The organism is Delftia sp. GW456-R20 (assembly GCF_001622915.1).
Lineage (GTDB): Bacteria > Pseudomonadota > Gammaproteobacteria > Burkholderiales > Burkholderiaceae_C > Comamonas > Comamonas acidovorans.
In genome coordinates this window covers 754106-777282 of record NZ_LWCN01000005.1, presented here as the reverse complement: position 1 = coordinate 777282, position 23177 = coordinate 754106, and the positions used below count along the sequence as shown (strand labels likewise).

At 70.4% G+C, this 23177-nt stretch carries 17 protein-coding genes; 10 read left to right on the top strand and 7 right to left on the bottom strand.

Annotated elements, in window-relative coordinates; translation table 11 throughout:
- The 5 genes from A4F85_RS27360 to A4F85_RS27340 all read left to right on the top strand — a co-directional run bounded on the left by A4F85_RS27360 (nt 1) and on the right by A4F85_RS27340 (nt 7773).
- On the top strand, nt 1-1023 hold the full coding sequence (locus tag A4F85_RS27360; RefSeq protein WP_063328387.1) for an LLM class flavin-dependent oxidoreductase: 1023 nt from the start codon (nt 1-3) through the stop codon (nt 1021-1023).
- Between the two features lie 27 nt (nt 1024-1050).
- Nucleotides 1051-2100, top strand: coding sequence for a cobalamin biosynthesis protein CobW (gene cobW / locus A4F85_RS27355; protein ID WP_063328386.1), 1050 nt, complete (start codon nt 1051-1053; stop codon nt 2098-2100).
- A 29-nt stretch (nt 2101-2129) separates the two neighbouring features.
- Complete coding sequence (gene cobN, locus A4F85_RS27350; RefSeq protein WP_063328385.1) at nt 2130-5951, top strand: cobaltochelatase subunit CobN; 3822 nt, start codon at nt 2130-2132, stop codon at nt 5949-5951.
- Entirely contained in the window at nt 5948-7102 is a 1155-nt protein-coding gene (locus A4F85_RS27345; RefSeq protein WP_063328384.1) for an ATP-binding protein, read from the top strand. The genes cobN and A4F85_RS27345 overlap by 4 nt, the downstream gene beginning before the upstream one ends.
- Before the next feature lie 209 nt (nt 7103-7311).
- Nucleotides 7312-7773, top strand: a complete 462-nt coding sequence (locus tag A4F85_RS27340; RefSeq protein ID WP_082848303.1) for a vWA domain-containing protein — start codon at nt 7312-7314, stop codon at nt 7771-7773.
- A gap of 18 nt (nt 7774-7791) precedes the next feature.
- On the opposite strand, the gene A4F85_RS27335 is transcribed toward A4F85_RS27340, so the two are convergent.
- Entirely contained in the window at nt 7792-8865 is a 1074-nt protein-coding gene (locus tag A4F85_RS27335; protein WP_013800609.1) for an ATP-binding protein, read from the bottom strand.
- Between the two features lie 34 nt (nt 8866-8899).
- Entirely contained in the window at nt 8900-9634 is a 735-nt protein-coding gene (locus tag A4F85_RS27330; protein ID WP_016448779.1) for a response regulator, read from the bottom strand.
- A 383-nt stretch (nt 9635-10017) separates the two neighbouring features.
- On the opposite strand from A4F85_RS27330, the gene A4F85_RS27325 reads away from it, so the two are divergent.
- The gene (locus A4F85_RS27325; RefSeq protein ID WP_063328382.1) at nt 10018-13158 is read left to right on the top strand and encodes an efflux RND transporter permease subunit; all 3141 of its coding nucleotides are present in this window, start codon (nt 10018-10020) and stop codon (nt 13156-13158) included.
- Between the two features lie 365 nt (nt 13159-13523).
- Nucleotides 13524-15149 carry an ABC-F family ATP-binding cassette domain-containing protein gene (locus A4F85_RS27320; RefSeq protein ID WP_063328381.1) on the top strand — a complete coding sequence of 542 codons (1626 nt, stop codon included), beginning with the start codon at nt 13524-13526 and terminating at the stop codon, nt 15147-15149.
- Here the strand turns inward: A4F85_RS27320 and A4F85_RS27315 are convergent.
- Nucleotides 15146-15853: a Crp/Fnr family transcriptional regulator gene (locus A4F85_RS27315; RefSeq protein ID WP_063328380.1), complete on the bottom strand. Its 708-nt coding sequence runs from the start codon at nt 15851-15853 to the stop codon at nt 15146-15148. The two genes, A4F85_RS27320 and A4F85_RS27315, sit on opposite strands and share 4 nt — an antisense overlap.
- Nucleotides 15854-15979: 126 nt before the next feature.
- Here A4F85_RS27315 and A4F85_RS27310 point away from each other — a divergent pair, with 126 nt between their 5' ends.
- From A4F85_RS27310 to A4F85_RS27300, 3 genes are all read left to right on the top strand, one after another.
- Nucleotides 15980-17641 carry an adenylate/guanylate cyclase domain-containing protein gene (locus A4F85_RS27310; protein ID WP_063328379.1) on the top strand — a complete coding sequence of 554 codons (1662 nt, stop codon included), beginning with the start codon at nt 15980-15982 and terminating at the stop codon, nt 17639-17641.
- Nucleotides 17642-17791: 150 nt separating this feature from the next.
- Nucleotides 17792-18151, top strand: a complete 360-nt coding sequence (locus A4F85_RS27305) for a DUF4148 domain-containing protein (RefSeq protein WP_063328378.1) — start codon at nt 17792-17794, stop codon at nt 18149-18151.
- The gene (locus tag A4F85_RS27300; protein ID WP_231890635.1) at nt 18138-18581 is read left to right on the top strand and encodes a DoxX family protein; all 444 of its coding nucleotides are present in this window, start codon (nt 18138-18140) and stop codon (nt 18579-18581) included. Before A4F85_RS27305 ends, A4F85_RS27300 begins: the two co-directional genes overlap by 14 nt.
- A gap of 160 nt (nt 18582-18741) precedes the next feature.
- Here A4F85_RS27300 and A4F85_RS27295 read toward each other — a convergent pair whose 3' ends face one another.
- The 4 genes from A4F85_RS27295 to A4F85_RS27280 form a co-directional block, all read right to left on the bottom strand.
- A complete protein-coding gene (locus A4F85_RS27295) occupies nt 18742-19416 on the bottom strand; it encodes a GntR family transcriptional regulator (RefSeq protein ID WP_012207532.1) in 675 nt (224 codons plus the stop codon).
- A gap of 71 nt (nt 19417-19487) precedes the next feature.
- Nucleotides 19488-20543, bottom strand: coding sequence for a threonine aldolase family protein (locus A4F85_RS27290; protein WP_063328376.1), 1056 nt, complete (start codon nt 20541-20543; stop codon nt 19488-19490).
- Nucleotides 20544-21533 carry a tripartite tricarboxylate transporter substrate binding protein gene (locus A4F85_RS27285; protein WP_231890634.1) on the bottom strand — a complete coding sequence of 330 codons (990 nt, stop codon included), beginning with the start codon at nt 21531-21533 and terminating at the stop codon, nt 20544-20546.
- A gap of 130 nt (nt 21534-21663) precedes the next feature.
- Entirely contained in the window at nt 21664-22830 is a 1167-nt protein-coding gene (locus tag A4F85_RS27280) for an ABC transporter substrate-binding protein (RefSeq protein WP_043825611.1), read from the bottom strand.
- Between the last annotated feature and the right edge of the window lie 347 nt (nt 22831-23177).

Genomic DNA, 23177 nt, shown 5'->3' with positions numbered 1-23177 from the left:
ATGCGCATCGATCTGGCCGGCTGGACGCGCGACGCCACGCGCGGCGGGCACCGTGAATTCCTGGCGCTGTTCGAGCGCGCCGAGCGCCTGGGTTTCGAGGGCGTGTGGTTCAACGAATTCCGCGTGCCCGATACCGCCTGGCCCTATCCCTCGCCCCTGCTGCTGGCCGCCGCCGTGCTGGCGCGCACCGAGCGGCTGCGCGTGGGCACCTCGGTGCTGGTGCTGCCGCTGCACCATCCGCTGATGCTGGCCGAGGAGATTGCCCAGCTGGACCTGCAAAGCGCCGGCCGCATCGACGTGGGCGTTGGCCGGGGCACGGAGCCGGCCGCGCTGCGCGCCCTGCAGATCGATGCGGACTGCACGCGCGAGCGCTTCGAGCAGTCCTGCCGCATCCTGGTGGAGGCGCTGTCCGGCAAGCCCATCGTGGCGGGGCAGGGGCCGTGGCGCTTCGAGGACCGGCCCGCCCTGCCTTCGACCGTGCAGCGTCCGCATCCTCCCTTGTATGTGGCCGGCTCCACGGCAGAGACCCTGGGCTTTGCCGTCGATCAGAATCTGCCCCTGCTGCTGAGCCTGGAGCCGCCCGAAGGCACGCAGCTGGAGCGCCTGGAGGCCGCTGCCCGGGAGCGCGTGCGCGATGCCGCCGCGCTGCGCGCGCGCTCATCGCTGGCGCGCTATGTCTGCATCGGTGCCGATGAGGCCGCCGTGCAGGCCCAACTGGCCACGCTGTGGCCGCAGCTGTACCAGCGCCGCGTGTACTTTGCGGGCAAGCGCGGCGTGCCGGCCGACCAGGTGCTGCCCATCGATGTGCCGCGCGTGCTGGCCGAGCAATTCATCCATGGCACGCCCGAACAGTGCCATGCGCAGATCACCGCATTGCGCGAGCGCACGGGCATTGGCCAGCTGCGCTGCGTCTTCAACGCCAACGGCCTGTGGAGCGATGCCCAGGCCCTCGCTGGCATGGAACTGTTTGCGCAGGAGGTTCTCCCTTCATTGCGCAGCGCCGTGCCTTTCGCCACCGTCTGACTTCCTCTTTTTTCTGGAGAACCTTCCATGCAAACCGCCAAGATTCCCGCCACCATCGTCACCGGCTTCCTGGGCAGCGGCAAGACCACGCTGCTGCGCCACATCCTGGACAACGCCGATGGCCGGCGCATTGCCGTCATCGTCAACGAGTTCGGCGAGCTGGGCATCGACGGCGAGATCCTCAAGGGCTGCGGCATCGGCTGCGACGACGAGGGCAACGAGCGCGAAGGCGCGCTGTACGAGCTGGCCAACGGCTGCATGTGCTGCACGGTGCAGGAAGAGTTCTTCCCCGTGATGCGCGCGCTGGCCGAGCGCCGCGACCAGATCGACGCCGTGATCATCGAGACCTCGGGCCTGGCCCTGCCCAAGCCCCTGGTCCAGGCCTTCCAGTGGCCCGAGATCGCCAACGTGTTCACCGTGGACGCGGTGGTCACCGTGGTGGATACGCCGGCGGCCGCCAGCGGCCAGTTCGCCGCCAATCCCCAGGCCGTGGACGAGCTGCGCCGTGCCGACCCCAACCTGGACCATGAATCGCCGCTGCACGAACTGTTCGAGGACCAGCTGGGCGCGGCCGACCTGGTGGTGCTCAACAAGACCGACCTGGCCGATGCCGAGGCCCTGGCGCGCGTGACCGCCCTGGTGCGCGAGGAGCTGCCGCCCGAGGTCAAGATCGTGCAATCGTCCCAGGGCCGCCTGCCGCTGGACGTGGTGCTGGGCCTGGCCAAGGCGGCCGAGACCACCATCGACCAGCGCGTGAGCCACCATGACCACGACGAGGACCATGACCACGACGACTTCGACTCCTACATGATCGACCTGCCCGCCGTGGACCGCGACCGCCTGCTGGCCGCGCTGGAAACGCTGGTGGAGCAGCACAGCATCCTGCGCGTCAAGGGCTTTGCCGAGATCCCTGGCAAGCCCATGCGCTGGCTGCTGCAGGGCGTGGGCCGCCGCTTCGACCACCACTTCGACCGCGCCTGGCGCGAGGGCGAGGCACGCGGCACGCGCCTGGTGTTCATCGGGCAAGACCTTGACGAAGCAGCGCTGCGCAAGGGCCTGGAGAATGTGGCCGCCTGACCTTCCGATTCCGCACTGAAACCTGTTCCATGCACCTGCTGTCCACGCGCCCCGGCGGCTTCGTCGAGGACGAGAGCATCGTCACCCGCCTCGACCAGACGCCGGCCGACATCGTCATCCTGAGCTCGGCCGACACCACGCTGGCCCTGCTGTCCTCGGCCGTGGCCGCGCTGGCCGGGGCGTCGGCGGACTTTCCCTCGGTGCGGCTGGCCAATCTGCTGTACCTGCGCCAGCCGGCCTCGCTGGACCTGTATGTGGACGAGGTGCTGCGCCATGCGCGCGTGGTCATCGTGGACCACCTGGGCTCGGAATCGGCCTGGCCCTACGGCATCGAGCAGATCGGCTCGCTGGCGCGCCGCAAGGGGCAGCGCCTGGCCATGTTCTCGGGTGACCTGCAGGAAGACCCGCACCTGCTGGCGCGCAGCACGCTGCCGGCCGCCGCCTGCCGCCAGCTGTGGCAGTACCTGCGCTCGGGCGGCGCGGCCAATGCGCGCGAGTTCCTCAAGGCCACCGTCTACCACGGGCTGGACCGGGGCGATGCGCCGCTGCCGCCGCGCACCCTGCCGCAGGCAGCCGTGCACGTGCCGCCTGCGCTGTTCGATAACGCCCCCAGCCCTGCCCAGATGCAGGCCCATGACGTGGCCGGCATCGACGACCTGCAGCGCGCCTGGACGCCGGGCGCGCCCACCGTGGCCCTGGTGTTCTACCGCTCCCACCTGCTGGCGGGCAACACGGCAGCCTTCGACGCCATGGCCCTGTCGCTGCAGCAGCGCGGCATGAACCCGCTGCCCGTGGCGCTGGACTCACTCAAGGACCCGCTGTGCCTGGCCACGCTGCGCCAGCTCTGCGAAGACCATGCCGTGCAGCTGGTGCTCAACACCACGGCGTTTTCGGCGCTGGAATCGGGCACGGCCCTGGCCGGCGATGCGCCCGTGCTGCAGGTCATTGCCAGCGGCGGCAATCGCGAGGACTGGTGGGCCGACAGCCAAGGCCTGCGCCCGCGCGACATCGCCATGCAGGTGGTGCTGCCGGAGATGGATGGCCGCATCATCACGCGCGCCATCAGCTTCAAGGGCCTGTCCCACCGCTGCGCCTTCACCCAGGCCGACGTGGTGGCCTACCAGCCCGAGCCCGACCGCGTGGACTTCGTGGCCGACCTGGCCTGGCGCTGGTGCCGCCTGCGCAGCCTGCCCGCGCGTGACAAGCGCCTGGCCCTGGTGCTGGCCAACTATCCGGGCAGCGAAGGCCGCATCGGCAGCGGCGTGGGGCTGGATACGCCGGCCTCGGTGATCGCCATCCTGCAGCACCTGGCGGCCGAAGGGCACGAGCTGGGCGACCCCGCGCAGCTGCCCGCCGATGGCCAGGCGCTGATGCACACCCTGCAGCAGGGCATTGCCAACGACCCGGCCCAGTGGCCGCTGCGCCCGGCCTGGCAAAGCTATGCGCTGGACGAGTACCTGGCGTGCCTGGCCGCGCTGCCGGACGGCATGGCCGACGCCATTACTGCGCGCTGGGGCGCGCCCGAGGCCGACCCGCTGCTGCGCCAGGGCCGCTTCATGATCGCGGGCCTGCGCCTGGGCCATGTCTTTGTCGGCATACAGCCGACGCGTGCATTGGTCGGTAAAGGCATGGGCGCGCAGGACTATGCGAGCTACCACGATGCCGAGCTGGTGCCGCCCCACGGCTACCTGGCCTTCTACTTCTGGCTGCGCGACCGCTTTGCCGTGGACGCCATGGTCCACGTGGGCAAGCATGGCAACCTCGAATGGCTGCCGGGCAAGAGCCTGGCGCTGTCGGGCGCGTGCTGGCCCGATGCCATCCTGGGCCCGCTGCCGCACCTGTACCCCTTCATCGTCAACGATCCCGGCGAAGGCGCCCAGGCCAAGCGCCGCAGCCAGGCCGTGATCATCGACCACCTGATGCCGCCGCTGACGCGCGCCGAAAACCACGGTCCGCTGCAGGACCTGGAGCGCCTGGTGGACGAGTACTACGACGCCCTGCTGGTCGATGCGCGGCGCGGCGCGCTGCTGCGCCGCCAGATCCTGGACATCGTGCGCCGCCAGCACCTGGACCAGGAGCTGGACCTGGCGCCCGGTGCCGCGCAGGACGACGATGCCGTGCTCGAACGCATAGACGCCTACCTGTGCGAGCTCAAGGAAACCCAGATCCGCGACGGCCTGCATGTCTTCGGCGCATCGCCTCAAGGGCGCCAGCGCCGCGACACGCTGCTGGCGCTGGCGCGCTTCCCGTCGGACGAAGGCCAGGGCCTGATCCAGGCGCTGGCCGCCGACCTGCTGGACAGCCCCGGGTTCGACCCGCTGCGCATGGAGCCTGCACGCCCCTGGACCGGCGCGCGCCCCGCCGCCCTGCAGGCCGTGAGCGACGAGCCCTGGCGCCATGAAGGCGACACGCGCGAGCGCCTGGAGCTGCTGGCCCAGCAGTTGCTGGAAGGTGAGGCCCCGGCCGGTGACTGGCCGCAGACGCGCGCCGCACTGGAACAGGTGCATGCCGTGCTGGCACCCGCGCTGGATGCCTGCGGCGGCGAGGAACTGCGCCAGCTGCTGCGCGGCCTGCAGGGCCGCTTCGTGCCGCCCGGGCCCAGCGGATCGCCCTCGCGCGGGCGGCCCGACGTGCTGCCCACGGGGCGCAATTTCTACACGCTGGACACGCGCGCCATTCCCACCCAGGCGGCCTGGGAGCTGGGCCAGCAGGCCACGCTCAGGCTGCTGGAGCGCTACCTGCAGGAGCACGGCGAGTACCCGCGCACCCTGGGCCTGTCGGTCTGGGGCACGGCCACCATGCGCACGGGCGGCGACGACATCGCCCAGGCCTTTGCGCTGATCGGGGTGCGCCCCAAGTGGGCGCCCGGCAGCCAGCGCGTGGTGGACTTCGAGGTCGTGCCGCGCGTGGGCATGGGCCGGCCGCGCGTGGATGTGACGCTGCGCATCTCGGGCTTCTTCCGCGACGCCTTCCCGGGCGCCGTGCAGATGTTCGACGCGGCCGTGCAGGCCGTGGCCGCGCTGGACGAGGACGCCGAGGACAACCCCATACGCGCGCGCATCCTGGCCGAGGCCGAACAGCTGCAGGCGCAGGGCATGGACGCCGTGCAGGCCCGCCTGCAGGCCGGCTGGCGCGTGTTCGGCGCGCCACCCGGCCACTATGGATCGGGACTGGGCGGGCTGTTCCAGAGCGGTGATTGGCAGGGCGATGCCGACCTGGCCCAGGCCTACCTGGGCTGGAGCCAGCACGCCTACGGCCAGGACGCCGAGGGCGTGCCCGCAGGCGACGCGCTGCGCCGCCGCCTGGGTGAGCTCGACGTGGTGGCCCACAACCAGGACAGCCGCGAGCACGACATCCTCGACTCGGGCGACTACTTCCAGTTCCAGGGCGGCATGGCCTCGGCCGTGCGCCACCTCTCGGGCCGCCAGCCCGCGCTCTACCACGGTGACCACGCCAACCCGGCCCAGCCGCGCGTGCGCTCGCTCAAGGAGGAGATTGCGCGCGTGGTGCGCTCGCGCGTCACCAATCCCAAGTGGATGGACGGCGCCAAGCGCCACGGCTACAAGGGCGCCTTCGAGATGGCGGCCACGGTGGACTATCTCTTCGGCTTCGACGCCACCACGCAGCAGGTGGGCGACCACCAGTACGCCCTGGTGGCCGACGCCTATGTGCTGGATGCGGCCACGCGCGACTTTCTCGTGCAGCACAATCCGCAGGCCCTGCGCGACATGCTGGAGCGCCTGCTCGAAGCCATGCAGCGCGGCCTGTGGGAGCAGCCCGGCGACTATCGCCAGCAGCTGGAAGACCTGCTGCTGGAACATGAAAACCATCTCGAAGGATTGCGCGGATGACCGCCTCCCCTGACCTGGGCAGCGGCGCCCAGCCCGCGCTGCCGCCGCTGTTTCCCTTTGCCGCCATCGCGGGCCAGCCCCTGCTGTGCCAGGCGCTGCTGCTGGCCGCCATCGACCCGCAACTGGGCGGCGTGCTGATCGAGGGGCCGCGCGGCACGGCCAAGTCCACGGCCGCGCGCGCGCTGGCCGAGCTCATCGATGCCGCGCCCTTCGTCACGCTGCCGCTGGGCGCCTCGCTGGAGCATCTGGCCGGCTCGCTGGACCTGGGCCAGGCCATGGCCGGCCATGCACTCAAGTTCGCGCCCGGCCTGCTGGCGCGCGCCCATGGCGGCGTGCTCTATGTGGACGAGATCAACCTGCTGCCCGATGCCCTGGTCGATGTGCTGCTGGATGCCGCCGCCAGCGGCGTCAACGTGGTCGAGCGCGACGGCATCTCGCACCGCCACGCGGCGCGCTTCGTGCTGGTGGGCACCATGAACCCCGAGGAAGGCCAGCTGCGCCCGCAGCTGCTGGACCGCCTGGGCCTGTGCGTGCGCCTGGCCAATGTGCAGGATGCGGCCCAGCGCCAGGCCATCGTGCGCGCGCGGCTGCTGTTCGATGCCGACCCGGCCGCCTTCCGCGCCCGCCATGCAGACGCCCAGGCCGCGCTGGCCGCGCAGCTGCGCACGGCACGCGAGCGCCTGCAGCCGGCCGGCGCGCTGCCCTGGTCCGACGCGGTGCTGCAGGCCGCGGGCGCGCTGTGCATTGCCGCCCAGGTGGACGGCCTGCGCGCCGACCTGGTGCTGCTGCGCGCCGCCCGCGCCTGGGCCGCCTGGCTGGGCGATGCCGAGGTCAGGCCCGACCATGTGCAGGCCGTGGCCGAGCTGGTGCTGGTGCACCGCCGCAAGCCGGGGGCGCCGCAGCCACAGCCGCAGCCGCAGCAGCAGCAGCCATCCCCACAGCAAGCGCCATCGAATCCGCCTTCGCAGTCGCCGGCACAAAGCCGGCCGCCTGCAGAATCCACGGCCAACGGCGCAGGCGACAGCCCGCCCTCCGAGGCTGACTGGGGCGCCATGCCGCCCGAGCCCGTGGGCCTGCTGCGTGTCGCCGTGCCCTCATTGCTGGCCCGCGAGGCCGCAAAGGCGGGAGCGCCCGCCACAAAAAAAGCCTGAGCCCCCGCGGCCCCGCGCCACAGGCAAGGGCTGCGGGGGCGGGCCAGCAGGCGGCAGGCCAGCCCCGGCTTGCCCAGGCGCAAGGCGGGCAGGCCACCGGCACCTGGGACTGGCCGCGCACGCTGGCCGCACGCGGCGCCCAGGCGCTGGCACCCGAACATCTGCAGCGCCGCCGTGAGCCGCCGCAGGCCACGCGGCTGCATTGCTTTGTGCTCGATTGCTCGGCCTCCATGGCCGGCAGCGGCGCACTCGCGCGGGCCAAGGGCGTGCTGCTGTCGCTGATGGAAGAGGCCTACCGCCGCCGCGAGCAGGTGGCGCTGATCTGCTTTGCGGGCACGCGCGTGGAATTGCGCCTGCCGCCGCGCAAGGCAGCGGCCTGGAATGACGACTGGATCGCTCCCATTGGCGGCGGCGGCGGCACGCCGCTGCAGGCGGCCGTGGAACAGGCGGGCCAGTTGCTGCAGCGCCATTGCGGCGCAGACGCCTCCTGCCAGGGCTGGCTGTGGCTGCTCACCGACGGCCGCACGCGCGAGCGGCCTGCGCGGCCTGCGGCGGCGCAGGAGGCGGGCATCGTGGACTTTGAATCAGGCCGCGTGCGCCTGGGCCGGGCCGCTGCGCTGGCTGCCGCCTGGGACGCACGCCATGTGCGGGCCGATGATTTCGCAGGCTGATCTGCGGCTCTGACGAGGTCAGGCCGGCCAGCTCAGCTCGAACAGCGCGCCGCCACGCTCGCCCGGCAGGCACTGCGCCCGCCCGCCATGGGCCTGGGCAATGGCCTGCACCACGGCCAGGCCCAGTCCGCTGCCGTTGCCTGCACCCACGCTGGCATTCCTTCGGCTGCGGGCGCCTTCACCGCGCTGGAAAGCGTCGAAGATGCGCGGCGCAAGGTCGGCCGCCACGCCGGGGCCGCTGTCTTCCACGCGCACGGTGCACAGGCCGTGGCGCACGCGCGCGGCCACCAGCAGCGGGCCAGGCTGCGCGTACTGCATGGCGTTTTCCAGCAGGGCCAGCAGGGCCTGGCGTATGCGCACGGGGTCGCAGACCACGGGCTGGTCATCGAGCTCCATCGCCAGCTGCAGGCCCGCCTGCTCCAGCGCCGGTCCCACGGCCAGGGCCACCGAGCGCACCTCGCCCGCCAGGCAGGTCTGGCGCAGCTGCAATTGCAGATGGCCGTTTTCCTGCAGGCCCAGCAGGCGCAGGTCGTCGATCAGGCGGGTCAGCCCCTCGACCTGGGTCATCAGGCTGGCCAGCATGTCCTTGCTGGGCAGGAAGACGCCGTCGGACAGGCCCTGCAGCCGCCCGCTGAGGATGGTCACGGGCGTGCGCAGCTCATGGGCGATGGCCGCGCTCCAGAAGGCGCGCTCCTGCGCCATGCCTTCCAGGCGCCGGGCCAGGCTGTTGAAGTCATGCACCAGCTGCGCGGCCTCGTGCAGCGCGCTGTCGTCCGTGCTGGCGCGCGCCGACAGGTCGCCCTCGGCCAGCTGGCGCAGGCTGATGGCCACCGAGTCCAGCGAGGGCAGGATGCGCCGCGACAGCCGCGTGGCCACGAAGATGGCAATCAGCATGGCCACCACCAGGGTCAGCAGCACCCAGGCCAGCTCCACGCTGGAGGGCATCCAGCCGTCGGAGACGCTGGCCGGGTGAAAGGTCAGCAGCAGCGCATAGAAGGCGTACGAGCCCAGCACGCACAGCACGACCACGGCCAGCGTGACGGCCGACATGGTCAGCACCACCTGCCGGCGCAGCCCGGCCGCTGCGCTCATGACGGCACTCCCCGGCCTGCGGCCTGTGCGGCGCTCATGGGTCCATCCCCAGCCGGTAGCCCACGCTGCGCACGCTGTCGGGCATGCCCTGCAGGCCCAGGCCTTCGAGTTTCTTGCGCAGCTTGCTGATGTGGCTGTCCACGGTGCGCTCCAGCGTGTGGCCTTCGGGCAGGCAGCTCAGCAGCAGCTCGGCGCGGCTGAACACGCGCCGGGGCGAACGCACCAGGCTGGCCAGCAGGTTGAATTCGGTCACGGTGAGTTCGGGCACATGCGTGGCGCCCTGCACCTGCACGCTGACCTCGCGGCTGTCCAGGTCCACGCGAAAGGGGCCGGCCTGCAGCAGCTTGGTATCGCGGAGCCGGCCCTGGCCGCAGCGGCGCAGCACGGCCTGCACGCGCGCCACGACCTCGGCCGCGTTGAAGGGCTTGCCCACGTAGTCGTCCGCGCCAATGCGCAGGCCGATGAGCTTGTCCACGTCCTGGTTGAGGGCGGTGAGCATGATGACGGGCGTGTCGCCGCGCCGGCGGATTTCGGACAGCACCTGCCAGCCGTCGAGGCGTGGCATCTGCACGTCGAGAAGTACGAGATCGGGTTTCAAGTGGTGGTGCAGTTCAAGGGCCTGCTGGCCATCGGCGGCATGCACGGTGCGCAGGTCGCTGCGGGCCAGGTAGGCGCACAGGATGTCTGCGATCTCGGGCTCGTCCTCGGCAACGAGGATGAGCGATGTCGATGGCTGGAAAGGCAAGGGCTGGGCAATGATAGAAGCCATTTTGGGGTCGCGGCGGGGGCTGTGTTCATCTCCATCGTTCTTCCACATTTCCCGGGCCGAAATGCCATCGAAAGAACGCAAGCTGTTTCCCTGTGCCGCCGCAATTGGCCGGCATGCGAAACAAATCCCTGAATATGAAGTCACAGCGGCAATGCCGTATGAGCGGGTGGGAGAGCTGTTAGCTTTGCAGCGGCTCCATGGATGAATGGCCCTGGCGGCAACACGCCGCAGGCCGAAGCCGCACCGGCAGGAGTTTCCTCCATCCCCATGCCTCCTGGCAATCTGGATTTGCATCCGGATGGCCCCTCAGATGTGTCGGCGCCAGGCGCCGTATTTTTTCCGCAGCGCGCCCTGGCGTGCATTGAAAACCAGACCTCGCGTCCATGCCACAGTTCTTCATTCATCGGCCCGTCTTTGCCTGGGTCATCGCGTTGTTCATCGTGCTGCTGGGCGTGCTTGCCATTCCGCAATTGCCGATCTCGCGCTATCCCACGGTGGCGCCGCCCACGGTGAGCCTGTATGCCACCTATCCGGGCGCCACGCCCAAGACGCTCAATGACTCCGTGGTCTCGCTGATCGAGCGCGAGCTGTCCAGCGTCCGCCACCTGCTGTACTTCGAGTCCTCGGTGGACACCTCGGGCTCGGCCGAGATCAAGGCCACCTTCAAGCCCGGCACCAACCCCGAGCTGGCCCAGGTGGATGTGCAAAACCGCATCAAGGCCGTGGAGCCGCGCCTGCCGCAGGCCGTGCGCCAGAACGGCCTGCAGGTGGAGTCGGCCACGTCGAGCTTTCTGCTGCTGGTGGGCCTGATCTCGCCGGGCGGCGAGTTCGACGAGCTGGCACTCAATGACTACATGGCGCGCAATATCGTCGAGGAGCTGCGGCGCATTGAGGGCGTGGGCCGCGTGCAGCTGTTCGGCACCGAGCGCGCCATGCGCGTCTGGGTCGATCCGGCCAAGCTGATCTCCTACGGGCTGTCCATGGGCGACCTCACCCAGGCCATCCAGCAGCAGAACATGCAGATCGCCCCGGGCCGTGTGGGCGATGCGCCCATCGCCCCGGGCCAGCGCGTGACCACGCCGCTCACCGTGCAGGGCCAGTTGACCTCGCCCGAGCAGTTCGCGGCCATCGTGCTGCGCGCCCATGCCGACGGCTCCCGCCTGGTGCTGGGCGACGTGGCGCGCGTGGAGCTGGGTGCGCAGTCCTATGCCTTCTCCAACCGCGAGGATGGCAAGCCCGCCACCAGCGCCGCCGTGCAGCTGTCGCCGGGCGCCAATGCCGTGCGCACGGCCGCCGCCGTGCAAAAGCGCATGGCCGAGCTGGCCTCCATCCTGCCGAGGGGCATGGAGCACACCATCTCGTTCAATACCGCGCCCTTCGTCAAGATCTCCATCGAGAAGGTGGTGCAGACCCTGGTCGAGGCCATGGTGCTGGTCTTCCTGGTGATGTACCTGTTCCTGCAGAACCTGCGCTACACGCTGATCCCGGCCATCGTGGCGCCCGTGGCGCTGCTGGGCACCTTCGCCGTGATGCTGGTGGCGGGCTTTTCCATCAACGTGCTGACCATGTTCGGCATGGTGCTGGCCATCGGCATCATCGTGGACGACGCCATCGTCGTGGTCGAGAACGTGGAGCGCCTCATGGCCGAGGAAGGCCTGTCGCCGCGCGATGCCACGCTCAAGGCCATGAAGGAGATCACGGGCGCCATCATCGGCATCACCCTGGTGCTGACGGCAGTGTTCATTCCCATGGCGTTCGCCAGCGGCTCGGTGGGCGTGATCTACCAGCAGTTCACGCTGTCCATGGCCGTGTCCATCCTGTTCTCGGCCTTCCTGGCCCTGAGCCTGACGCCGGCGCTGTGCGCCACCTTGCTCAAGCCGGTGGCGGCAGGCCACCATGAGAAGAAGGGCTTCTTCGGCTGGTTCAACCGTGGCTTCGAGCGGCTGACGAACCGCTACGAGGCCCATGTCACGGGCCTGGTCCGGCGCACGGGCCGCATGATGCTGCTGTTCGCGGCCATCGTGGCCATCCTGGTGTTTGCGCTGCGCCAGCTGCCATCGGCCTTTCTGCCCGAGGAGGACCAGGGCTACTTCATGGCGTCCATCCAGCTGCCGGCCGATGCCACGGCCGAGCGCACGCTGGACGTGGTCAAGCGCTATGAGGAGCATGTGGCGCAGCGCCCCGGCATTGCCTCCAGCATCTCGGTGCTGGGCTTCAGCTTCGCGGGCTCGGGCCCGAACGCGGCCATGGCCTTCACCACGCTCAAGGACTGGGACCAGCGCGACGGCGCCACGGCAGGCGAGGAAGTCTCGCTCGCGCAAAAGGCCATGGAGCATGCGCCCGAGGGCGCCATCATGGTGCTGCAGCCCCCGGCCATCGACGAGCTGGGCACCTCCTCGGGCTTCACCATGTACCTGCAGGACCGCACCGGCCAGGGCCATGCCGCGCTCAAGTCGGCCACCGACCAGTTGCTGGCACTGGCCGGCAGCAGCAGCGTGCTGGGCTCGGCCTACCAGGACAGCCTGCCCTCGGGCACCAGCGTGCGGCTGGAGATCGACCGCCAGAAGGCCCAGGCCCTGGGCGTGGGCTTTGCCGCCATCAGCGAGACGCTGTCCACGGCCATGGGCTCGCTGTATGTCAACGACTTCCCCAACGCCGGGCGCATGCAGCAGGTCATCGTGCAGGCCGACGCGCCCGCGCGCATGCAGGTCGATGACGTGCTCCGGCTGAACGTGCGCAATGCCTCGGGCGGCATGGTGCCGCTGGCCGAGTTCGCCACGCCGGTGTGGTCGGAGACGCCGCTGCAGCTGGTGCGCTACCAGGGCTTCCTGGCGTCGCGCATCTCGGGCACGCCTGCGCCCGGCACGTCCAGCGGCGCGGCCATGGCCGAGATGGAGCGGCTGGCGGCCCAGCTGCCGCCCGGCTTTGCCGTGGCCTGGACCGGCCAGTCGCTGCAGGAGCGCCAGTCGGCCGCGCAGGCGCCCCTGCTCATGGCCTTGTCCATGCTGGTGGTCTTCCTGGTGCTGGCCGCGCTGTACGAGAGCTGGTCCATCCCGCTGTCGGTGATGCTGGTCGTGCCCCTGGGCCTGCTGGGCGCCGTGGCGGCCGTGCTGCTGCGCGGCATGCCCAACGATGTGTTCTTCAAGGTGGGCCTGATCACCATCATCGGCCTGTCGGCCAAGAACGCCATCCTGATCGTGGAATTCGCCAAGCAACTGCGCGAGGAAGGCCAGGACCTGCGCGAGGCTGCCATCAAGGCCGCACGCCTGCGGCTGCGGCCCATCCTCATGACCTCGCTGGCCTTTGCGCTGGGCGTGGTGCCGCTGATGCTGGCATCGGGCGCCAGCGCCGAGACCCAGCACGCCATCGGCACGGGCGTGTTCGGCGGCATGGTCAGCGGCACGGTGCTGGCCGTGTTCTTCGTGCCCGTCTTCTTCGTCTTCGTCCTTGAATGGCAGCGGCGCATCGCCGGGCCGCGCGGCAGCGCGCGCCGGCCGCCGCCTGCTGCCGACCCCGGAACCTGAACCATGCCTCTCTGGATCGCGCTCAACGCCCTGTGCTTTCAGGGCCGCCCGCCGGCACAGTCTTCAAACCCTTGCGCGCCATCGGCGCCTGCAGCCCCTAAGCGGCAGGCCGGGCCCACCGGACCCGAGCCGCCGCGTGCAAACGCAGGTGCGCATGCCGGCCGCCGTGGCGCCGGTGGCGCCCCCTCCGGCACGGCCAGCACGTCCGTCCCATGATTTCTATAATGGCGGTTTCGTTCGCCATTGCAGGAGGTATTCGTCCCATGCGCCATTGATGCTGCCGCTGTCCCAGCGGCCCGCTTTTCCCGACCCTGCCCACCGCACGCGCAATGCATGCAAAGCGGCAAGGAACTGCGTTGGCATCCATGAACCGCGATATGACGAATACCACGATCACGCTCGACGGCGTTTCCTGCGTGCTGCCCGATGGCAGCCCCCTTTTCTCCGATCTTTCCGAAACCCTCGACCACCGCCGCACCGGCCTGGTGGGGCGCAACGGCGTGGGCAAGTCGCGGCTGGCGCGCATCCTGGCCGGGCTGGATGCGCCCTCGCAGGGCCGCTGCCTGCGCTCGGGGCAGGTGCTGTACCTGGCCCAGCGCACGGACTGGCATGACCAGCCTTCGGTGGCGGCGCTGGCCGGGCTGCATCCCGCGCTGGAGGCGCTGGCGCGCATCGAGGCCGGCAGCTGTGATGCCAGGGACTTCGAGCGGCTGGCTGACCGCTGGGATCTGCGCCAGCGCCTGCAGGCCCAACTGGAGCTGGCGGGCCTGGGCCATCTGCGTGCCGATACGCCGGGCCACGCCCTCAGCGGCGGCGAGGCCATGCGCGTGGCCCTGGCGGGCGCGCTGCTGTCGGGCGCCGACCATCTGGTGCTGGACGAGCCCAGCAACCACCTGGACCGTGAAAGCCGCCAGGCCCTGGCCGCGCAACTGCAGCGCTGGCCCGGTGGCCTGGTCGTGGTCAGCCATGACCGCAGTCTGCTGCAGGGCATGGAACGCATCGTGGAGCTGTCGCCGCAGGGGCTTCGCAGTTACGGCGGCGGTTACGCCTTCTATGCCGAAGCCAAGGCGCGCGAGATGGCCTCTGCGGTGCAACTGCTGGAGCAGCGCAAGCTGGAGCGCCGCCGCGAAACGCAGCAGCTGCGCGAGCAGCAGGAGCGCCAGCAGCGCCGCGAGGCGCGCGGCCGCCGCCAGGGCCAGGAGGCCAACCAGGCGCGCATTCTGCTGGACCGGCAAAAGGAGCGCAGCGAGGCGTCGGCCGGCCGCCTGCGCCGCCAGCATGCAGACACGCGCGAGGCGCTGGACCAGCGCGTGCGCGAGGCGGCGCGCCAGATCGACCTGCAGGCCGGCATCCGCATGCAGGCGCCGCCCCCGGCCGGTGCTCCCTGCGACGTGGTGGCGCTGCTGGACGATGTGCTGCTGCCGTTTTCGTTGTCCACGGGGCCGCGCCTGAACCTGTCTCTGTACGGCGGCCAGCGCCTGGCCGTGACCGGTCCCAACGGCTGCGGCAAGACGCGCCTGCTCGATGTGCTGTCGGGCCGCCTTGCGCCCCAGGCGGGCGAGGTGCGCCGCATGCAGGCCTGTGCCTACCTGGACCAGCGCCTGTCCCTGTTGCAGCCCGGGCGCACGGTGATGGAGCAGTTGCAGGACGCCTGCCCCGGCACCCCCGTGGATGTGCTGCGCACGCGCCTGGCCTGGCTCGGGCTGGCGGCCCGGCAGGTGGAGCAGCCTGCGGGCCGGCTCAGCGGTGGCGAGCAGCTCAAGGCCGCCCTGGCCTGCGCGCTGCATGCCGAGCCGCCCGCGCCCCTGCTCCTGCTGGACGAGCCCTGCAACCACCTGGACCTGCCTTCCCTGCAGGCGCTGGAGGCCATGCTGCGCGGCTACGCCGGCACGCTGGTCGTGGTCTCGCATGACGAGGATTTTCTGCAGGCCATCGGGCTGACCGACCGCCTGGTGTGGTCGCCGCAGGGCTGGCGAATGGAGTCCGCCTAGCATTCCTGCGCTATCAGCGCCTGCAGTGCGCGCACATCGGTCACCAGCAGCGCCTGGCGCCCCTCCTTGCGCAGCAGGCCGCGCCGGGTGAGGGCGCCCAGCTCGCGCGTGACCTGCTCGCGGTTGGTGCTGATCTTGCTGGCCAGCACCGAGTGCGAAGGCACGGGGCTGATGAGGGCCGTGTGCTCGGGCGAGACGCCCGCCTCCCGCGCCAGGCGCAGCAGCTCCATGTGCAGGCGCGTGGGCACGCCCAGGGTGCTCAGCTCCATGACGCGGTCGGTCAGCCGCCGCACCAGGCCGGCCAGGCCTTCCATCATGCGCAGGGCGATGGCGGGCTCGCGCGCCAGCAGGGCCAGGAAGTCCTGGCGCGAGAGGCTGGCCAGCAGCGAGGATTCCAGGGTGACCACATCGGTGGAGCGGGCCTGGCCGTCAATGGCCGCCAGGTCGCCGAAGTGCTCGCCGGGCCCGTAGTCGCGGAAGCTGACCTCGCGCCCGCCCGGCGAATAGGTGGTGATGCGCACGCGCCCGCTGACCAGGAAGAACACGTCGCTGCCCGTGGAGCAGCGGCTGAACACGGGCTGGCGGGCCTGCAGAGGGCGCCATTCGCAGTCGGCGGCGATGCGGTCCAGGCTGGCGCTGCCCAGGCCCTCGAACAGGGCGATGCCGCGCAGGGCGAAACTGGAGGGCTGGGTGGGGTGGGCCATGGAACCAATAGCGGGCGTAAGGTACAAAGATTCTGGATCGGCCAGGCCCGGCCTAAGTTCCTTCAAGCTGCCGTTCTTGCAGTCTTCTCCTGTCTTCTTCCGCCGTCGGGCGCATCATCGCTTTCCATGGCCCGTGTCCCTCATCCGGCTTTGCCGGCTCTGCCGTCCCTGCGCAGCCTCCACTGGTCCACCGGCCTGGTGCTGTGGACCTATGCGGCGCTGCACCTGTTCAATCACGCCCTGGGCCTGGTCTCGCTGGGCACGGCCGAGGCCGTGCGCGAGGGGGTCCATGGCGTGTGGCGATCCCTGCCCGGCAGCCTGCTGCTCTACGGCGCGCTGGCCGTGCACATGGGGCTGGCGCTGCAGGCGCTGGCGCGGCGGCGCAGCCTGCGCATGCCGGCGCTGGAGGCCGTGCGGCTGCTGCTGGGACTGGGCTTGCCGCTGCTGCTGGCCCTGCACGTGCCGGCCACGCGGCTGGCGCAGGAGGCCTGGGGCGTGGACCCCTCGTATGCGCGCATCGTGCGTTCTTCCTGGAATCCGTCCAGCATGGCCATCCAGCTGCTGCTGATGACGGCCGCGTGGACCCATGGCTGCATGGGCCTGCACATGGCCCTGCGTGCGCGCGGCTGGTGGCGGCGCTGGCAGCCGCTGCTGCTCACGGCGGCCGTGCTGCTGCCCGTGCTGGCGGCGCTGGGCATCGTCTCCATTGCGCGCGAGATCGCGGCGGCCGGCGTGCCAGCGCCGGCCGGCCCCTCGCCCGAGGCATCGCAGTGGCTGCGCGCGCTGACGGCCGGGCTGCGCCAGGGCTGGCTGGCCTGCCTGGCGGCGCTGCTGGCCGGCCCGTGGCTGTGGCGGCGCATGCGCCTGCGCGGCGCCCGCCAGGTGCTGCTGCACTATCCGGGCCGCACCGTGCAGGTGGCCCAGGGCATGAGCGTGCTCGAAGCCAGCCGCGAGCATGGCATTGCCCATTTGTCGCTGTGCGGCGGCAGGGCGCGCTGCTCCACCTGCCGGGTGCGCGTGTCCGGCCCGGCGGCCCACCTGCCTGCGCCGGGGCGGGACGAGCGCCTCACGCTGGAGCGCGTGGGCGCGCCGCAGGACGTGCGGCTGGCCTGCCAGCTGCGGCCCACGGGCGATGTGCAGGTGGCGCCGCTGTTTCGCTCGCCGGCAGCCGCCCAGGCCGGTCGGGGCGACGAGCAGCGGGAGGTCCGCGAAGTGCGCGCGGTGGCCATCCTGTTCGTGGACCTGCGCCGCTGGTCGGGCCTGGCCGAGCGGCAATGGCCCGTGGACCTGTCCTGGGTGCTGGACCAGTATTTCGAGCGCGTGGGCCAGGCTGTGCACGACAGCGGCGGCATGGCCAACCAGTTCATCGGCGACAGCGTGATGGCCATCTTCGGCCTGGACACCGACCTGGACACGGCCTGCCGCCAGGCCGTGCAGGCCAGCGCCCTCATCGACCGGCGCATGCAGGAATGGAGCCACACCTTCGAGGCGCAGTTCGGCCAGCCGGTGGATTTCGGCATGGGCCTGCATGCGGGGCGCGCCGCCGTGGGGCGCGTGGGCTTCGAGCACACCACCACCTTCACGGCCGTGGGCGAGGTGGTCAACACGGCCAGCCGCCTGCAGGAATACACCAAGAGCGCCCAGGCGCGGCTGGTGCTGTCGCTGGAGGTGGCGCGCCGCGCGGGCGTGGCCGATGGCCTGGGAGAAGTCCGGCAGGTGCAGGTGCGCGGGCGCTCCGAGCCCTTGCCGGCCTTGCATGTGGCGCGGCCCGGCCTGCAGTGGCCCTGAGCGTGGATGGTGGGCGTGGACGGTGAGCGCGGGAACCGGAGAGTTTGCGCAAAGCTGTGCGTTTAGGCACTGACGCGCAGGCGGGCGAAGACGAGACTGCAGCCATGCAGAACGCAATCACGCGCTGCAGGATTTGACAAAGGATTCGCCATGAAGCACGCAAAGACCCTCTTCGCCATCGTTTCCCTTTCCTCCGCCTTGTGGTCGGGCATGGCCTCGGCCGCACCGGCCGCCACGGTATCTGCAGAAGCCTGGTTCGGCGCCGAGCCCGTCGCCTCCGGCCCCGCGCTGTCGCGCGCCGAAGTGCAGGCCGACCTGGCCCTGTGGAACCGCGCCGGCCTCAACGTCTACCGCGAGTCCGACGTGAACCACTGGGATGCCGACTACCAGCAGCGCCTGGCCCAGTACCAGCGCATGCGCAGCGGCCCCGAGTACCTGGCCGAAGTGCAGCGCCTGGGCGGCTCGGTGAAGGCGGCCGAAGGCCAGGGTTCCGGCCGTGTCCCGGGCTGATGCGATGACGCGCGCCGCCACGCATCGCGCTGCCCACGCCGCAGCGTCGCCCTGGGCCGACTTCGCACCGCTGGTGGCCCGGGTGCTGCTGAGCCTGCTGTTCATCTACAGCGGCATCGGCAAGCTGATGGGGCCGGAGGGCACCATGGCCTATATCGCCAAGGCGGGCCTGCCGCTGCCCATGCTGTCGTATGCCATGGCGCTGGTGGTGGAGCTGGGCGTGGCCACGGCCCTGCTGCTGGGCTGGCGCACCCGCGAGGCCGCGGCCGTGATGGCCGTGTTCAGCGTCATGTCGGCGCTGATGTTCCACAACCAGTTCGGCGACAAGGGCCAGCTGGTGCAGTTCCTGAAGAACCTGGCGATCGCCGGCGGATTCGTGCAACTGATGCTGGCGCCCGTGGCGCGCTGGAGCCTGGACGCGCGGCGTTGAATGCGAGCCAGTGTTGTGCGCTGAACACTGCCAATGAAACCGGCACTGCCCAAAGCCGGGGACACCGAGGAAGGGCAGCCCCGCACCGAGGGTGTCGTCCCCCTCCCGCGTAGCGAGAGAGGGGGAAGGCGCGAAGCGCCTCAGGGGGTGTCTATTGTTTTCACACCTTGATGCCCTTCTCAGCCAGGCGTCGGGCATAGGCGGCCAGGATCAGCCGCTCCGAATGCACCAGGTAGTCATTGAGCGCGGCAGCGGCCTCGGCCGGCTTGCCGTCCTCGAACTGCTGCAGGATGCGCGCATTCATGTCCACATAGGGGGCATGCAGGAAGTGCGGGTCGCGCAGCAGGCCGAAGGCCAGCCGCAGCTCGGCCAGCAGGTGCTCGAACATGGTGTCCAGGCGCTCGCTGTCGGCCAGTTGCACCACGGCCTTGTGGAAACTCATGTTGGCCGTGCCCACGCCCGACCAGTCCTGCGCCTCGCGGTGGCGCTGTGCCGCCTCCACGGCTTCGCGCATCAGGCTGCGAGCCGGGTGCATGGGATAGGCCTGGGCCAGCGCCTGGCACTCCACCATGCGGCGCACGCGGTAGATGTCGATGATGGAGGCGATGCTGGGCGCCGCCACCGACACGCCCTTGTTGGGCTCGTGCACCAGCAGCCCCTCCTTGGTCAGCAGCCGGAAGGCCTCGCGCAGCGTGTTGCGCGAGATCTGCAGGCTTTCGCTGAGTGAGGCCTCCGACAGCTTTTGCCCGGGCTCCCAGGCACCATCGATGAGCTTGCTGCGCAGCTGCTCGGTCACGCGGTCGGTCAGGTTGAGGATATCGGTGCTGCGGGTCATGGTGATGGGGGATGCAAGGGTCGATGGGCAGTGTAGCCAGGGCCGGCACTTCTGCCGGCCTCGCGTGGTGCTCAGTTGTCGTGATGCAGCCGCGTGAAGGTCTGCAGGGTGCTGTCCACGGCCTCGTCGTCAATGTGGCGGTGCGTGACCAGGCGCAGCAGGCCTGCGCTGCCCGTGCGCACCAGCACGCCGGCTTCGGCCAGGCGTGCTTCCCAAAGGCGCGCATCGGCCGCGCTGGTGCCCACGCGCACCTGCACGATGTTGGTCTGCGGCAGTTCGGCCGCGCACCATGCCGGGTGGATGGCGCGCAGGCCCTGGTGCAGGCGGCGGGCGCGTGCGTGGTCCTCGGCCAGGCGTTCGACCATGTGCTCCAGCGCCACCAGGCCCGCCGCCGCGATCACGCCGGCCTGGCGCATGGTGCCGCCCAGCATGCGCCGTATGCCGCGCGCCCGCGTGATGAAGTCGGCCGGTCCCATGAGCACCGAACCCACCGGAGCCGACAGGCCCTTGGACAGGCAGACGGTGACCGAGTCCGTGTGCGCGGCGATCTCGCGGCAGGACAGGCCCAGTGCCACGGCGGCATTGAACAGGCGCGCGCCATCGGTATGCACGGGCACGCCATGGCGGGCGGCCAGGGCATGCAGGGCCGCCAGCGACTCGGGCGCCGCCACGCTGCCGCCCCGTGCGTTGTGGGTGTTCTCCACGGCCACGAGGGCGCTGGGGCAGCGCGCGGATGCCGAGGTGTCCAGCGCCGCCTCCAGCGCGGGCAGGGCGATCAGGCCGCCGTCGCCGGGCAGGCTGCGGTAGTGCATGCCGGTCAGGCCCGCGGCTGCGCGCTCGGCGTTCAGCAGATGGCTGTCGGCCTCGGCCAGCACCTCGCCGGGCATGCGGCCATGGGCGAGCACGGCCACGAGGTTGCCCATGGTGCCGCTGGCCACGAACAGGCCTGCGGCCTTGCCAAAGCGCTGGGCGGCCGTCTCTTCCAGCGCACGCACCGTCGGGTCGCCGTCCAGGCCGTCGTCGCCCAGCGGGGCGCAGGCCATGGCTTCGAGCATCTGCGGCGTGGGGCGCGTGACGGTGTCGCTGCGCAGGTCAACGGCGTCGTGGTGATGGTGCAGGGAGGGCATTCAGTCCGCCTTGATGTTGCGTTCCTTGATGACGCGGGCCCAGCGTGCAGCGTCGGTCTCCATCTGGGCGCCGAACTCCGCTGGAGTGCGGGGCGTCAGTTCCAGCCCCAGGGACTGCAGCTTGGCCTGGAGCGCGGGCGTGGCCATGGCGCGGGCCACGGCATCGTGCAGCGCGGTCTGTATGCCGGGGGGCAACCGGGCAGGCGCCAGCAGGCCGAACCAGTGCAGCACGGTGAGGCCGCGCACGCCGCTTTCGGCCATCGTGGGCACCTGGGGCAGGGCCGGCGAGCGCTGGGCACCGGTGGTGGCCAGGGCGCGCAGCGCGCCGCTTTTGATATGGGGGATCACGGTGGGGGCCGAGGAGAACATGCTCTCGGTATGGCCGGCCACCACGTCGGCGACGGCCTGGCCCGAGCCCTTGTAGGGAATGTGGGTGATGAAGGTGTCCGTCTGCTGCTTGAACAGCTCGCCTGCCAGATGCGTGGCCGTGCCCGTGCCGCCCGAGGCGAAGTTGATCTGGCCGGGCCGTGCCTTGGCCATCGCGATGTATTCCTTCACGCTCTGCGCCTTGAGCTTGGGGTTGACGGCCAGCACCAGCGGCGAGGAGCCGATCAGGGCCACGGGCGTGAAGTCCTTGAGCGCGTCGTACGGTGTCTTGTAGAGACTGGGCGTGATGGTGTGCGGCATGTCGGCCAGGAGCAGCGTGTAGCCGTCGGGCGCGGCGCGTGCCACCAGCTCGGCGCCCAGCATGGCCGAGGCGCCGGGCTTGTTGTCCACGACCACGGGCTGGCCCAGTTCGCGCGACAGCTCCGTGCCCAGCGCACGGGCGATGTTGTCCGAGCCGCCTCCGGCCGTGTAGGGCACGACGATGCGCACGGGCTGTGCGGGCCATTTCTGCGCCAGGGCAAGGCCGGGCAGGGCAGCCGCTGCCAGGATGAGCAGGCGGCGCTGCAGGCCCCGGTGCGAAGCGGGATGTGCAGCAGGGTGCAAGGCAGCGTGCAAGGCAGGGCGCGGAAGTGGGTGACGTTCGGCAGGCATGGCGAAGGCTCCTTGGTGCAGCGACAGGAAGAAACGATGGGCCGATCCGCCAGCGGCCTGGCCCGCAAGCCACCCGCCTTCATCAACCGATGAAGCGCCCCGCATTGCCCAGCACGCCCAGGTCGATGAAGCTGGAGCCGACATGGGGCGTCTGGCCGCTGTAGTCAATGACGAAGCCGCCCATGTCCCAGTTGCGGATGCCCGCCAGCGCCGAGCGCAGCTTGGCCTGGCTGGGGTCGCGGCCTGCGCGTTCCAGGCCCTCGGCCAGCACGCGTGTGTTCACATAGGCTTCCAGCGTGCCCAGCGAGAACTCCTGCTGCCCGTGGGCGCGCATGGCGGCCTGGTAGTCGCGCACCACCTGCAGCTTGGCCTGGTGGGGCGCGGGAACGACCATGGTCAGGGCAATGCCCCGGGCGTCCTCGCCCAGCGGCTTGAGGCTGTCGTTGGGCAGGGTCACGCTCAGGCCGGTGAGCAGCACGCCGGGCGCGCTCTTGCGCAGGCCGCGCACCAGATCGACCGACACCGTGCCAGCCGTGGCCAGCAGCACGGCCGAGGGGTGGGCCGCGTCCACTTTGTTCAACACATCGGCCAGATTCTTGCCATCGGTGGCGATGGCCGCCTGCACGGCGGGGGCCATCTTCTCGGCCTCCAGGGCGCGCGTGGCGTCCTCCAGCATTTCGCGGCCATAGGCGTTGTCCAGGTAGACGATGCCAATGCCCTTGAGCCCCATGCCCGCAAGGCGCTGGACCAGGCGGCGGACCTCGGTGGTGTAGCTGGCGCGCACATGGAAGACGTTGCGCGATCCCTTGCGCAGCGACGAGGCGCCCGTGAAGGGCGCCACATAGGGAACGCCGGCTTCCTCGATCAGCGGGATGACGGCGGCGTTGTTGGGCGTGCCCACGCAGGACAGCAGGGCAAAGGCCGTGCCCTTGGAGAGCATCTGCCGCACGTTGTCGGCCGAGCGCTGGGGCACGTAGCCGTCGTCAACCATCTGCAGCTGCAGCGTGCGGCCCTGGATGCCGCCCCGTGCGTTGATCTGCGCCATGGCCGCTTCCGTGCCCAGCTTGATGTCGGAGCCGAAACCGGCCAGCGGGCCGCTCATGGCGGCCGAGCAGCCGATGGTGATGGTCTTGGCGGACAGGCCTGCCTCATCGGCGAAGGCATTGCGCACGAAGGCCGGCGCCAGCGCGGGAACCGCTGCGATGGCTGCAGCACGGGGAAGCAGGGAAACAAGTTGACGGCGTTGCATGGATTCAGAGCTCGGACAAAAGGGATGGGAGCAGGAAGGTGCCATTCACGCCGACTGCCACGCGTGCGCCGCAGGCCGGGAGGGCGGCCCATTGTAGGAGGCGGCCTCGTCACAGGCGATATCGGGGCAGGGGCATTGTTGTGTTCATGCCTTCTATGGATGTTCAATATCCGATAGTTTTTGACATTTGAAAACCCCGTGCGTGCTCAATCCTTGGGCAACGATATGCGGGTTTGTACTATCAGCATGCGCTGATTGTCTTATTCACAATTCGTTTCTGTAAGACAAATTCTTTGTTTTGTTGAACAAAACCAGGTTGGCAGCGCACTCCACGCCACCGGGTTGGG